This window comes from Flavobacterium resistens (assembly GCF_900182645.1).
Taxonomy (GTDB): domain Bacteria; phylum Bacteroidota; class Bacteroidia; order Flavobacteriales; family Flavobacteriaceae; genus Flavobacterium; species Flavobacterium resistens.
Window position 1 is genome coordinate 17722 of sequence record NZ_FXTA01000004.1, and the last position, 14092, is coordinate 31813.

A 14092-nucleotide genomic window follows, 5' to 3' on the forward strand; every position below is an offset into this window, starting at 1 on the left:
TTTGCGCTAAAATGTTTTTGTAATTATCTAAAAAATAATTTAATAACAGTTTTTTTTAAAGTATTACTTTAAGTAAAATGAAATTCTTTTTTAATTAAACGATTTAAATCTTCGTAATCAAAAATTCAACTCTACGGTCATATTTATCTCCTCGTCCTAGCGGATATTTATTGCCACAACCTTGATAGGTCATCCGATTTTTAGATACTTTTTTAGAGCTTAGATAATTAAAAACCGTTTTGGCGCGGTTCCAGGAAAGTCTTCTTTCTTTGGTGGCTTTGTCGATTCCGTCCTCGTACAGATCGGGTGTACAGCAAACGTGGCCTCTTATTTCAAATTGAATACTTTTTTGTCGAAGCAATTTTTCAGCAATTTTGTCCAATTCTTTTTTTGAAGTTGATGTTAATACTGAACTTCCAATGTCGAATAGTATACTTTCTAAGTATATTTTGTCGCCAACTTTTAAATTGTCTTTAAAAGAAGTATAAATTCCTTTTCCAAAACTGTTTCGTTTTACTACTATCAAATCAACCCGCCGATTTCGGGTGCGGGTTTCATGAAGATTTTCGACAGTATCAGGTCGGACTACAATACGGCCTTTTCCTTCCAGAATCACAATTTTGCTTTGATTGAATCCTGCAGATGTCAACAGATTCTGAATCGTATTGGCACGATTGTTCGATAATCTAAAATTATATTCGTCTGTACCGCGATCATCGCAGTATCCGTAGATTTGTATTGACTCGACTTTTGCCGTGTCAATACTTTTAATGAAATTAGTTACAACTTCGGTTTGTAGAGGAGTTAGATCATATTTGTCAAACTCAAAATAAATGGTTTCAATAGGTTTTTGCTGTGCCGATAAATTGTAAATAATAAACAGAAATAGGGCTAAACAAAGTTTCATTTCATTTTTACATTTTTAAAATCGTTTTGTACTCAGTTTGATTATTTAAAACGCTGACCGCTTTTTTAATTTCTGAATTGTTTTTAAGGTAAAATTGATAAAGGCCTTCTTGATATTGATATCTTTTGATGAGTTCTTCCTGAATTAAATTTCTGATTTCTTTTTGATTTTTATCCAGTAAAGTGTTTTCGCTTTTTTCCAATGCAGCTAGTAATTGCTGGTATTCCGGAGCAATTGTTTCATCGATTTTTTCGTTTTTTGCTGCTGCTAGCGTATTTTTCAAAGCAACTTCAGTTTCGGTGTCAAAACTGATTTTATTGGTTTTTAAATATTGTTTGAAACCTGCGTAGTCAGCATCAGTCAGAACCGGAATTTTATCACCAAGATTTGGGTTTTTGTAATAGTAAGTTGTTGCATAATCAAAAATACCGTCATTTTTCAATAATGCACTTGTTATCGGACTCATTTTAGTTTCGTCCAATTCAATGTCTGGCAAAACACCACCACCATCATAAACCGTTCTGCCTTTTCTGGTTTTAAAAGCGTTAAAGTTTTTTGCTTCCGTTCTTTGAGCTACACCATTTTTGTCTTTATGCGCGTAATCTAACGCCTGAATACAACGTCCAGAAGGAGTGTAGTAGCGGGAAATAGTAACTTTCAATTGTGTTCCGTAAGTCAAATCAACCGAACGCTGAACCAAACCTTTACCAAAACTGCGGCTTCCTAAAATCACGGCACGATCCAAATCCTGTAATGCTCCGGAAACAATTTCAGATGCCGATGCGCTTCTTCCATTAACCAAAATTGCTAATGGAATTTCAGTATCAACTGGTTCTTTGGTTGTTTTATAGGTGTTATTGTGTTTTTCAATTCTTGATTTTGTTGTAACAATTACTTCGTTTTTTGGAACAAATAAATTACAGATATCAATCGCTTCATTCAATAAACCTCCCGGATTTCCTCTTAAATCTAATACAATTTGAGTTGCTCCGTCTGCTTTTAATTTTTCTAAAGCGTCTTTTACTTCAGCAGCAGCTTTTCGGCTAAAGTGAGAAAGAACAATATAACCTGTTTTATTATCAATTTTTCCGTAAAACGGAACTGATTTAATATCAACTTCATCCAAAACCAATTCTGTTGTATTGGTTTTTCCCTGGCGAAGATATTTGATCTGGATCTTGGTGTTTTTAGTTCCCTTCATTAATTGTGAAGCATCATCTTTATAATCTGCTATCAAAACATCGCCAATCTGAATAATTTCGTCGCCAGCTTTTAATCCCGCTTTGTCTGCTGGATAATTTTTGTACGGTTCGCGAACAATCAAACGGTCTTTTTTTCTTGAAATCAAAGCACCAATTCCGGTGTATTCTCCAGTATTGTTGATTTTGAAATTCACAACATCCTGTTCATTAAAGTAAACGGTGTAAGGATCCAAACTTCCCAACATGCTTTTAATGGCTTTGTCCATCAAATCGCCCGGATTGGTTTCGTCAACATAATTTGTATTAACGGCCTTGAATAAAGTAGTGAAGATTTCTATTTGTTTCGCAATTTCAAAAAAGTCTTCTTTGAAACTGGTTCCAATAAATAATAATCCCGCCGCAACGGTTGGTATAACGAACTTCTTTTTTAAATATGGATACATGATTATGCTTTTTTTCTTTTAAATCTTTTTCTAATAAAATAGGCTAATACACAAAATATAATTACAAACGGCCAAATGCTGATAATTGATATAAAGAAGCTTGACAGGCTAAAAAATCCTGATTTAATAGCGGTCCAGATTTTTGATCCGTATGATAATTGCACTGCTTCCTGTTCCGGAAGGTTTTTATAAAATTCAATTCTAACAGTACTTTCAGAAACTCGGCTTTCTAAATATTTTAATTGTCCTTCTTTGGCTTCGATTTCTTCGCGGATAATTGAGATTTGCTTTTCTATTTCTAAAATCTCACTGATTTTTGTGGCTTTTTGAAGAATTTGCAAATAACGTTCTTCAAGTTTTCGTTTGTTTTTTAATCTTGTAGTAAGGTCAATATATTGTTCTGTAACATCTTCTGCAGAAATATCTTTTCTTTCGAAATAAGAAACTCCTTTTGAAATCGTATTGATAAAGGTATCAAAATTTTGACTTGGAACTTTAATTGTAAGATTCCTGAAAACAGAATTATAATCTTTTCCTTCAGAATCTACTAAAACAGTTGCTTTGTTTGCTGTTACTGCGGTTTTGATTTGATTGAATGTTTCTTCTAAATCATTTGTTTCAAATCGAAGAGAAGCTTCTTTTATAATTTTTTGTTCAATTTCAGGCGAAGAAGCATTTAGATTTTTATCTGCACTGCCAGATTCATATTTTTTTGCTGGCAATTTTACTGCTGAGATTGCCATATCAGCACTTACGTTTTCCTCGCTGTTTTTTGAGCAGCTCGAAAAAATTAAACCCAAAAAGAATAAATAGAAAATATATCTCATAAAGTTCCAATTTAGAGCTAAAACTACAATTTTTTTATAATTTTTTGCCCAAATTGATAAATAAAGTTGCCTTATAAGACTTACGATTCTGTTTTATTTTCAGAATCCGGAGTTTTGTTTATTTGTTGCAGGAATTTCTCAAACAACTGAATCGTTTTGGTATTGATTTCCTGGTAAGATAATTTGTCTTTTGTCTGATAAAAAAACATGATAGAGTATGGTTGATTGAGTTGATCTAGAAGCAAATGCTTATTTAATCGATAAGTTTCTCGCAACACTCTTTTGAAGTAATTTCGGTCAACGGCTTTTTTGAAATATTTCTTAGAAACCGAAACGCCAAGCTTAATTTTTTCTTCTGAATTTTTTTCTGCTTCACGATAAACCAAACGAAGTGGATATTTCGATACCGATTTTCCTTCAGAAAATAGTAATCCAATTGTCGTTTTGCTTTTTAAGCGTTCATTTTTAGGGTAAGTAAAGCTCATTTAGTTCAGAAAAAATTTGCAAATTTTACGGCAAAGGTACAATTAAACGAGAAAAACAGTTATTGTTTTCAATTTTTATACCGCTAAAAATATATTTACTACTTTTGGCAATTAATTTTTCAGGCATGCAAAAGATAATTTCGTACCCAATATCTGTTATTTACTATTTATGTTTTGGATTGTGTTTGGTGATTTTTCACCCAATACAATGGATTTGCCTGAATGTGTTTGGATATCAGGCACACAAGAAAAGTGTTGATTATCTTAACTTTTGGCTTTTAAGATGTACGAATCTTGTTGGAACAACGTATAAAGTTACAGGAGTAGAGGGTATTCCGACAGGAGTTCCGATCATTTTTGTTGCCAATCATCAAAGTATGTACGATATCGTTACAATGATTTGGTACTTTAGACGTTTTCATTGTAAATTTGTAAGTAAGAAAGAGTTAGGAAGCGGTATTCCAAGTGTTTCTTTCAATTTGAAACACGGCGGATCAGTGCTTATTGACCGTAAAGACCCTAAACAAGCGATTCCTGTAATCAAAGGCTTGTCTGAATATATCGAAAAAAACACCAGATCTGCAGTTATTTTTCCGGAAGGAACCCGCAGCAAGACTGGAAAACCTAAAGAATTTGCCCAAAGCGGTTTAAAAATCTTATGTAAATACGCACCATCAGCTTATGTTGTGCCGGTGAGTATTAATAATTCATGGAAAATGGTTCGCTATGGAATGTTTCCTGTCGGTTTAGGAAACAATCTGACTTTTACAGCTCATAAAGCAATGGCAGTAAAAGATTATGATTTTGCCGAATTAATGGCTTTGACTGAAAAGGCTGTTGTAGAAGGAGTAAACGAGTATAAATAGATTTTTGTTTTAGCCGAGTGCTGAAACTTAAATCCCAAATCAAAAATAAGTAATGTCTATAAAAAACATTAGATTAGAAGTAATGCAGTTTTTGGAAAAAAACGTGGATAGCTTCGTTGAACAGTATTTAATTCCAGTGGAAAAAATTTGGCAGCCGTCAGATTTCTTGCCTAATTCTGAAGGAGAAAATTTCTTTGAAGAGGTTAAAGAATTGCGCGAAATTGCTAAAGAACTTCCATACGATTTCTGGGTTACGCTTGTTGGTGATACCATCACTGAGGAAGCTTTGCCTACATATGAATCATGGTTAATGGATGTAGAAGGTGTGGATCAGATTGAAAACGGCGGAAATGGCTGGTCAAAATGGATCAGACAATGGACTGGAGAAGAAAATCGCCACGGAGATCTTTTAAATAAATATTTGTATTTGTCTGGTCGTGTGAACATGCGTGAAATCGAAATGACAACACAGCATTTAATCAACGACGGGTTTGATATTGGAACTGGAACTGATCCATACAAGAATTTTGTGTACACTAGTTTTCAGGAATTAGCAACGTACGTATCGCACAATAGAGTAGCGCAAATGGCTAAGAAATTTGGTGATAACAAGTTGTCTAAAATGTGTAAAATGATTGCGGGAGACGAAATGCGTCATCACCATGCATACAGCGAATTTGTAACTAGAATTTTTCAGGTAGATCCTAGCGAAATGATGCTTGCTTTTCAATACATGATGAAGCAGAAAATCGTTATGCCAGCTCACTTTTTGAGAGAATCTGGTCAAAAAATCAGCTCTGCATTTGAACAGTTTTCAGATTCAGCGCAACGTATTGGTGTTTACACTGCAAATGATTACGTTGATATTATGCAAAAATTGATCACTAAATGGGAAATTGATAAAATTTCTAATTTGACAGATGAAGCCGAAAAAGCACGTGATTATCTAATGAAATTACCAGGAAGAATGGCTAAAATTTCTGAAAGATTAGTAATTCCTGCCGAAGGTCATATCTTTAAATGGGTGGAACCAGCTAGACTTTAAATTTTAAGTTTTATTGCTTATAGTTTAAATTTGCAACAAAGTTGCGCTTTAATTAAAATAATAATTTAGTGTTGATTGTTAAAGGCTTAACAGCTTTTTAGCAATCAACATTTTTTATAAAATGTAGATAATTATACTTTTAATGCATAAAGTAGATATGTCAAAAATCATATAAAATACGCTATGAATACTTCTGAATTGATAAATAAAACCATAGATTTTGTAAAAGAAAAATTAAACGATGCTGAAGGCGGTCACGATTGGTTTCATATAGAACGCGTTTATAAAAATGCACTTTTGATTGCAAAAGAAACAGATTGTGATTTAACGATTGTTTCGCTTGGTGCTTTACTTCATGATATTGCCGATAGTAAATTTCATAACGGAGACGAAACAATTGGCCCAAAGACAGCTCGTGCGTTTTTAGAAGCAGAAAATGTTTCAGAAGACATTATTCAGCATGTTGTGAATATTATTGAAAATATCTCTTATAAAGGCGGAAATTTTGAAAAGAAGTTTTCTTCTGTCGAATTGGATATTGTTCAGGATGCTGATCGTTTGGATGCAATAGGTGCAATTGGCGTTGCGAGAGCGTTTAATTATGGCGGATTTAAAAACAGAGCTTTATACAATCCTGAAATTGCTCCAATAACCAACATGACAAAAGAGGAATATAAAAAGAACAATGCTCCAACTATTAATCATTTCTACGAAAAGCTTTTACTTTTGAAAAACAAAATGAATACTGAAAAAGGCAAAGAAATTGCAGCTCAAAGGCATCATTTTATGGAAACATTCCTTGCTCAATTTTATGCCGAGTGGGAAGGAGTGAAATAGTTTTCGACAGACAATTCATTTCAAATAAATAAAAAAAGCAACTTCAAATTCTGAAGTTGCTTTTTGTTTTAAATGAGATTTTATTATAGTTACAAGAATTTATAATGTTTGAATTTATAATTTGAATTTTAAAAGGCACATTATTCCGAAAGCGCATAAAAACCCAAAAGAAAACCACAATAATCTAGCAACCCTGTTGTCTCTTACAATTTCCTCTTTTTCAAAGTTTGTCATTTTGATGTAATTTTATTTTATGTAAAAATAAATTTCTCATTTATCATAGATCTGCATTAAAAGCTTTAAAATCATTAAAATAAGACATTTTTCTTTTGGTAAAGCTTTTTTAAAAACAAAAAAGCTTCACAAAGAATTTTAATCTCGTGAAGCTTTTTGAAATTTCTCTAGAATGTTAGGATGTCATTATCTTTTTAAGAACATCCACAATTTCCATCACCGCAGTCTTTTTTCTTTTTAGATTTCCAGAAGAATTTCTTAATCAGAAATGCAATGGCAAATCCTAATATGGCGAAAGCTATAATTTCTTGAATCATAATGCTTTATTTTAATAGTTGATAAGCGATTAAAGCATTAAAATAGGCTAGTCCACTCATAAATACTAGTTGCATTGCCGGCCATTTCCACGAGTTGGTTTCTTTTTTTGTAATGGCTAATGTACTTGCGCATTGCATCGCAAAGGCATAAAACAGCAATAATGAAATTCCGGTTGCAAAATTAAATACTTTTTGACCTGTTTCAGGATGAATTTCCTGTTGCATTTTGCTTTTTATAGTCGATTCGTTATCCGTATCGCCAACGCTGTAAATGGTGGCAAGTGTTCCAACGAAAACTTCTCTCGCAGCAAATGAACTGATTAATGCAATTCCGATTTTCCAATCGTAGCCTAAAGGCGCAATTGCAGGCTCGATTGCTCTTCCCATTAATCCGATATAAGAGTTCTCTAGTTTTTGCGAAGCGACTTCATTTTCAAACTGAACTTCATTTAGTTTAGTTTCTGCAAATTTTTCTTTTACAATGCTTTCGGCTTCATTAAAATCTTTTCCAGGACCATATGAAGCCAAGAACCATAAAATAACAGAAATAGCTAAAATGATTTTCCCGGCGCCCACAATAAATGCTTTGGTTTTTTCCACAACATTGATTCCAACATTTTTAAAAAGTGGCAATTTATAACTTGGCATTTCAACTACGAAATACGTTTTTGATTCTAATTTTAAAACTTTATTCAAAATATAAGCGGATAGAATTGCGGTTGCAAATCCGAGAATATAAAGAAACATTAAGGTTAATCCCTGAAGATTTAATATTCCAAAAACGCGTGTACTCGGAATTACCAGTGAAATAATAATAGCATAAACAGGTAATCTTGCCGAACAAGTTGTGAATGGCGTTACTAAAATTGTAATAAGACGCTCTTTCCAGTTTTCAATATTTCGGGTTGCCATAATTGCCGGAATTGCACAGGCAGTTCCTGAAATCAAAGGCACAACGCTTTTTCCCGAAAGCCCGAATTTGCGCATTATTTTATCCATTAAAAAAACAACACGACTCATATAACCGCTTTCTTCCAAAATTGAAATGAACAAGAATAAAAAAGCAATCTGCGGAATAAAAATAATAACACCTCCAATTCCCGGAATAATTCCCTGCGAAAGTAAATCGGTTAAAATACCACTTGGTAATGTTTCTGCAGCCCAAGCGCTTAAAGAAGCAAAAGTGCTGTCAATGAAATCCATAGGAATAGTTGACCAGCTGAATATCGATTGGAAAATCAAAAATAAAATGGCAAAGAAAATAACGTAACCCCAAACTTTGTGCGTTAAAACGCGATCTAGTTTTGCACGAATGTCTTTTGCCATCGATGCATCGACTTTTAATCCTTCTTTCAAAACGTCATTGATAAACTGATAACGTTTGATGGTTTCTTTTTGCTGAAGACGTTTTAATTCAGAATGTGATTTGGTAAAAGTGCTTCTGATTTCATTTCTGTCCAAATTAGAAAAATTGACATCCTGAGTAATTACAAGCCACAGTTTGTACAACAATTGATTCGGAAATGCGTGTTGGAGTTTTTTGAAATATTCTTCGTCAATTACTGAAGCGTTTAAGCAAGGTTCGTGCGGAATGGTTTTGTACGAAACAATTAATTCCTTTAAAGCATCAATTCCTAAACCTTTTCGGGAACTTACCAGAGCAATTTTAGTTTTTAATTTTTCTTCTAAAAACGGAATATCTAATGAAATTCCTTTTCTTTCCATACGATCGGACATGTTTATGACTAAAATCGTCGGAATTTCAAGGTCTTTAATTTGAGTGTAAATCAGTAAATTTCTTTTGAGATTTTCTACATCGGTGACAACAACGGCAACATCCGGATATAATTTGTCGTTTTTATTTAGCAAAAGTTCAATAACTACGCTTTCGTCCATTGAACTGGCATTCAAACTATACGTTCCTGGTAAGTCTAAAATATTGGCTTTGATGTTATGCGGAAGCTTACAGAACCCCATTTTTTTCTCAACCGTAATTCCGGGATAATTTCCAACTTGCTGGTTTAAACCCGTTAATTGATTAAAAACAGAAGTTTTTCCGGTATTTGGATTTCCAATAAGGGCAACATTAATATTTTGAACACTCATTATAAATTGCTTTTGATAAGTTCAACTTCAATTTCACGAGCTGTTTCGATACGAATTGCAACATGCGAACCGTTAATGTCTAAATATAATGGGTCTCCAAAAGGAGCAATTTGTAATAATTCGACTTCACTTCCCGGCAAACAACCCATTTCTAATAATTTTAGAGGAATAAGATCGATATCAAAATCTTTGATAATGGCTTTCTCGCCTTTTTTCAGAGTGTGAATTGTATTTTGCAAGCTTATTTAGATTGAGTTTAGATTGCAAAAGTAGGCAATAATTCTTTATTTCAAGGCATTTAACACTTTTGAATATGCTAAATCTTTCTAAAAATAAGGGATTTTACTCTTTGCATAAGAAATCGATGTCTTCTAAAAGACGTTTGATTTCTTCTTTGTTAGTTCCGTCATAGAAACCGCGAACACGTCTTTTTTGATCAACCAAAACGAAATTCTCCGTATGAACCATATCATAAAGTTGATCTGGCCGGCCAAGTTTAACTGCCAAATAAGATTTTCTGGCCATGGTGTAAATCTCTTTTTTGTCGCCGGTAACCAAATTCCATTTGCTGTCTACAACACCATATTTTATGGCATATTCTTTTAAAACCGAAACACTGTCAACTTCTGGGAAAACAGTATGTGAAAGCAGCATTACTTTTGGATTGTTTAAAACGGCTTTCTGAACATCAACAAGATTGGTTGACATTTTTGGGCAAATAGAACCGCAAGTTGTGAAAAAGAAATCGGCAACATAGATTTTTCCTTCGTAATTTTTTTGAGTGATCGTATCGCCATTTTGGTTTACAAACGAAAAATCAGCAATTGTGTGATATTTGCTTTTATATTGAATCGTACTGTCAACTAATTCCGGATTTACATCTGACGGATTGTAAATTGGAAGTGTTTTTTGTGGTTTTAAAGCTGAATAAAATAAGGATATCGTAACAACCGAAAAAACAATTAAAACAATAAAGAATTTGCGGTATTTGTATAGAAGCGATTTCATAAAAATAATTTGGCGCAAAAATACAAAAAGAGCATTTTAAAATACTTACTCTTAAAGCTTTTTAACAGCTTATTAGAATTTCATTTAAGCTTTGTTTTTACGGATGGATTTGTTCACCAGATATATTCCTGATAAAGTAACCACACTACCAATAATTATAGCTTGTGTCAGCATTTCTCCAAAAATAAAAAAGCCTAAAACCATAGCTACAATCGGATTAATGTAAACATAAATACTACTGATTTCTGTTGGAAGATGCTGCAGTGTATAGATGAAAGCAATGAAAGTTAATACAGAACCAATTATTACCAGATAGCCAATTGCCCACCATGAAGTGGTTGGAATTTCGGCAAGCGAAATATTCATCTCTAAAGGCTCAGTAATTCCGTAAAGAATGAAACTTGAAATTAGCATTTGAAGACCTAAACTAAAATAGGGATTGAAACTCGCTGCTTTCTTCTTGATAAACAAAATTCCAAACGCCCATGTGATGGTTGAAATAACGGTCAAAAGGATTCCGAATTGAAAATCGGGTTTGAAAAAGTCAGTCAAATGATCAATGAAAATAATACAGATGCCACCAAAACTGATTAAAATTCCTGTTATGGCAAGTTTCGCAACTTTCTCGCCATTGAAAAAATTAATAATGATAATCCAAATTGGAAAAATAGCACTGATTATTGCGCCAAGTCCGCTGCTAATGTATTTCACACCCCAAGTACTTAAACCATTGCTGCAAACAAAATTTAAGAAAGCAAGAATTAAAATAGTTCCCCATTGTTTACCTTTTGGCCAAGGTTCTTTTTTTAGAATAAAATAACCAACATAGATCAAGCCGGCTAAAAACTGTCGAATCATGGCCATTTGAAGTGCTGGCATATGTTTTACACCTTCTTTTGATGCAAGCCATGTTGTTCCCCAACCAAAACTTACCCAGCATAAAGCTAAAATTGGAAGTCCAATTGCGTCAACTTTTCCTGAAACTGCATTCTGAATTTTTGCTTTCACTTTGATGATTTTTCTTTTGACAAATATTCCAAAAACAATTTCAAAAATTGGGTATAAATCTCACAAATTATTAATGAAATTTTTAGCTGTATTCTATTCGGAAATTTAATATTAAAGAACAGTTTTAATTATTGGAAAATTTTAACATAGTATTCAAAATAATAACAATATGTTTGTATATATACTAAAACAATAAATTATAATGATTAAAAAGCTTACTAAACCAATGTTTTGTGTAGTTTCTGCAATGTTAACGATAACAGCAGTTCAAGCTCAAGATGCAAAACCAAAAGAACCAGGTATCAATATTGCCAATATGGATACTAAAGTAAGTCCAAGCCAGGACTTTTTTCGTTATGTAAACGGAGCTTGGTTAGACAAAACTGAAATTCCTAGTGATAGAAATTCATGGGGAAGTTTTAATGAATTGCGTCAAAAGACAGACGAGAATTCACTTGCTATTTTGAAAGAAGCTTCGAAAAATCCGAAGTATAAATCAAATACTGACCAAGGTAAAGCAATCGCTTTATTTAACACTATCATGGATACTGTTGGAAGAAATAAAAGAGGAGTTACACAACTTCAGCCTTATTTGAAGAAAATCGACGCCATTAAAAATGTTGCTGATCTTCAAAACTATATTACTGAAATGCAACTTTCTGGCGGATCAGGTTTCTTTGGAGTTTATGTTAGTGCTGATGCTAAAAACAGTAATAAAAATTCGGTGACTTTAGGACCTGGAACTCTTGGATTGTCGGATAAAGATTACTACAATTCTGATGATAAAGATTCTAAAGAAAAACGTGAAAAATACGAAGTTCATGTTGCTCGTATGATGCAGTACATTGGAGAATCTCCTGCAAAAGCAAAAGAAAGTGCAAAACAAATTTTGGCTTTGGAGGTTGAAATGTCTGCTCCAAGATTGGATCGTGTTGAAAGAAGAGATAGAAGAAAACAATACAATCCAACTGCTGTTGCTGATTTGAAAAAGAATACACCATCAATTCAATGGGAAAAATATTTCACAGGAATTGGAATGGCAAAATTAGATACTGTAAATGTTGCACAGCCTCGTTACATGATCGCTTTAGAAAAAACTTTTACTGAAAAGAAAGTAGAAGCTTGGAAAGAATACTTAAAATGGTCCCTATTAAACAGAGCTGCTTCAACTTTGACTACAGATATCGAAAATGCAAACTTTGATTTCTATGGAAAAACATTAACAGGAGCTTTAAAACAACGTCCACGTGAGGAAGTTGCTTTGCAAGTAATCAACGGAGCAACTGGTGAAGCTTTAGGAAAACTTTATGTAGAGAAATTATTCCCTGCTGAAGCAAAAGCAAAAGCAAAAGACATGATTGCAAATGTTATGTTGGCGTATGAAAACAGAATCAATGCTTTACCTTGGATGTCTGCTGAAACTAAAGTTAAGGCTATTGAAAAATTAAAAAAATTAACGGTTAAAATTGGATATCCAGACAAATGGAAAGATTATTCAAAATTAGAGCTTAAAGATGTTAAAGAAGGCGGAACTTATTTTGATAATATGAAAAATCTATCAAAATGGGCTTATGCTGACAATTTAGCTAAACTTGGAAAACCAGTTGATAAAACAGAATGGGGAATGTCTCCGCAAACTGTAAATGCTTATTTCAATCCATCTTACAACGAGATTGTTTTCCCAGCAGCGATTTTACAGCCACCGTTCTACAATTACCAAGCTGATGAAGCTGTAAACTATGGTGGAATTGGAGCGGTTATTGGTCACGAAATCTCTCACGGTTTTGATGATTCAGGTGCTCGTTATAATGCTGACGGAAACTTGGTTGACTGGTGGACTGCTGATGATTTAAAGCAATTTACTGCTCTTGGAGGAGATCTTGCTGCTCAATACAGTGCTTTAGAGCCATTGCCAGGAATTCACGTTGATGGTAAATTTACTTTAGGTGAAAACATTGGAGATTTAGGAGGAACAAATGCTGCTTACGATGGTTTACAATTGTATTTGAAAGCAAACGGAAATCCAGGATTAATCGACGGATTTACTCCAGAACAACGTTTCTTTATTTCTTGGGCTACAGTTTGGAGAACAAAATCTAGAGACGAAGCAATTAAGAGCCAAGTTAAAACAGATCCGCACTCTCCAGGAATGTACAGAGCGGTTGTGCCAATTAAAAACTTAGATGCTTTTTACCAAGCTTTCGGAATTAAACCAGGAGACGCTATGTATCTTGAACCAGAGAAAAGAGTTAAAATCTGGTAATCTTATAAATTTTAAAACGGCGCTGAATAAGCGCCGTTTTTTTTTATTATTTAATAGCAATATAAATGTCAACCTCAGCATTTTCAGGATTTTGAGCTTTTGCACCATAAACTTCAAAATCACTTGTAAAAGTTCGTTTCAGATTTAATTCCCAGATTTTTAGCCATTCGTTATAGACAATTCCATCGGCCAAATTCCCTTTTGGTGTGAATTTTTCATAATTAGAATTTGGAATTGTTATTCCCACCATTTCTTCTGGGATACTATTCAGGTTTTCGACAACACAACCTAAAATTGTGGTATAAGGTTTTGTGTGATCCTTTTCGTAATCGGTATAAATGCAAATGATATCCTGCGAAATTTTGTTTGGAATTTTTCCCACGATATTTTTTGATAAAAAAGTATTCCAAAGTGCGGGAATGTCTTTTGCCGATTGTCCATTTTCATTTGTTGTTCTAATCGAAATTCCAATTACATTAAATTCTTGATTGTGCATTATGTTTAAATTTATTGGTTAATGACCCAAAAGTAAATCCGAGTTGTG

At 33.4% G+C, this 14092-nt stretch carries 14 protein-coding genes; 4 read left to right on the plus strand and 10 right to left on the minus strand.

Annotated elements, in window-relative coordinates:
* Positions 1 to 103: 103 nt before the first annotated feature.
* The 4 genes from FN795_RS14825 to rnpA form a co-directional block, all read right to left on the minus strand.
* The gene (locus FN795_RS14825; protein ID WP_142451323.1) at positions 104 to 907 is read right to left on the minus strand and encodes an OmpA family protein; all 804 of its coding nucleotides are present in this window, start codon (positions 905 to 907) and stop codon (positions 104 to 106) included.
* A 7-nt stretch (positions 908 to 914) separates the two neighbouring features.
* Positions 915 to 2552 carry a S41 family peptidase gene (locus FN795_RS14830; protein WP_142451324.1) on the minus strand — a complete coding sequence of 546 codons (1638 nt, stop codon included), beginning with the start codon at positions 2550 to 2552 and terminating at the stop codon, positions 915 to 917.
* Positions 2553 to 2554: 2 nt separating this feature from the next.
* Entirely contained in the window at positions 2555 to 3379 is an 825-nt protein-coding gene (locus FN795_RS14835; RefSeq protein WP_142451325.1) for a DUF4349 domain-containing protein, read from the minus strand.
* Between the two features lie 80 nt (positions 3380 to 3459).
* Positions 3460 to 3864 carry a ribonuclease P protein component gene (gene rnpA / locus FN795_RS14840; RefSeq protein WP_142451326.1) on the minus strand — a complete coding sequence of 135 codons (405 nt, stop codon included), beginning with the start codon at positions 3862 to 3864 and terminating at the stop codon, positions 3460 to 3462.
* 125 nt (positions 3865 to 3989) lie between these two features.
* On the opposite strand from rnpA, the gene FN795_RS14845 reads away from it, so the two are divergent.
* The 3 genes from FN795_RS14845 to FN795_RS14855 all read left to right on the plus strand — a co-directional run bounded on the left by FN795_RS14845 (position 3990) and on the right by FN795_RS14855 (position 6612).
* Positions 3990 to 4730, plus strand: a complete 741-nt coding sequence (locus FN795_RS14845; protein ID WP_142451327.1) for a lysophospholipid acyltransferase family protein — start codon at positions 3990 to 3992, stop codon at positions 4728 to 4730.
* A gap of 52 nt (positions 4731 to 4782) precedes the next feature.
* Entirely contained in the window at positions 4783 to 5775 is a 993-nt protein-coding gene (locus FN795_RS14850; protein WP_142451328.1) for an acyl-ACP desaturase, read from the plus strand.
* 183 nt (positions 5776 to 5958) lie between these two features.
* Positions 5959 to 6612: an HD domain-containing protein gene (locus FN795_RS14855; RefSeq protein ID WP_142451329.1), complete on the plus strand. Its 654-nt coding sequence runs from the start codon at positions 5959 to 5961 to the stop codon at positions 6610 to 6612.
* A 428-nt stretch (positions 6613 to 7040) separates the two neighbouring features.
* Here FN795_RS14855 and FN795_RS14860 read toward each other — a convergent pair whose 3' ends face one another.
* From FN795_RS14860 to FN795_RS14880, 5 genes are all read right to left on the minus strand, one after another.
* Positions 7041 to 7163, minus strand: coding sequence for a FeoB-associated Cys-rich membrane protein (locus FN795_RS14860; protein WP_154275363.1), 123 nt, complete (start codon positions 7161 to 7163; stop codon positions 7041 to 7043).
* Between the two features lie 6 nt (positions 7164 to 7169).
* Positions 7170 to 9269 (minus strand): ferrous iron transport protein B, encoded by a 2100-nt coding sequence (gene feoB / locus FN795_RS14865; RefSeq protein ID WP_142451331.1) that lies wholly within the window; start codon positions 9267 to 9269, stop codon positions 7170 to 7172.
* Complete coding sequence (locus tag FN795_RS14870) at positions 9269 to 9508, minus strand: FeoA family protein (RefSeq protein WP_035652602.1); 240 nt, start codon at positions 9506 to 9508, stop codon at positions 9269 to 9271. The genes feoB and FN795_RS14870 overlap by 1 nt, the downstream gene beginning before the upstream one ends.
* Before the next feature lie 103 nt (positions 9509 to 9611).
* The gene (locus FN795_RS14875) at positions 9612 to 10277 is read right to left on the minus strand and encodes an SCO family protein (protein ID WP_035652604.1); all 666 of its coding nucleotides are present in this window, start codon (positions 10275 to 10277) and stop codon (positions 9612 to 9614) included.
* An 84-nt stretch (positions 10278 to 10361) separates the two neighbouring features.
* On the minus strand, positions 10362 to 11285 hold the full coding sequence (locus tag FN795_RS14880) for a DMT family transporter (protein WP_142451332.1): 924 nt from the start codon (positions 11283 to 11285) through the stop codon (positions 10362 to 10364).
* A gap of 202 nt (positions 11286 to 11487) precedes the next feature.
* Here FN795_RS14880 and FN795_RS14885 point away from each other — a divergent pair, with 202 nt between their 5' ends.
* Complete coding sequence (locus FN795_RS14885) at positions 11488 to 13548, plus strand: M13 family metallopeptidase (RefSeq protein WP_142451333.1); 2061 nt, start codon at positions 11488 to 11490, stop codon at positions 13546 to 13548.
* A 46-nt stretch (positions 13549 to 13594) separates the two neighbouring features.
* Here FN795_RS14885 and FN795_RS14890 read toward each other — a convergent pair whose 3' ends face one another.
* Complete coding sequence (locus tag FN795_RS14890; RefSeq protein WP_142451334.1) at positions 13595 to 14044, minus strand: GyrI-like domain-containing protein; 450 nt, start codon at positions 14042 to 14044, stop codon at positions 13595 to 13597.
* Positions 14045 to 14092: the final 48 nt, after the last annotated feature.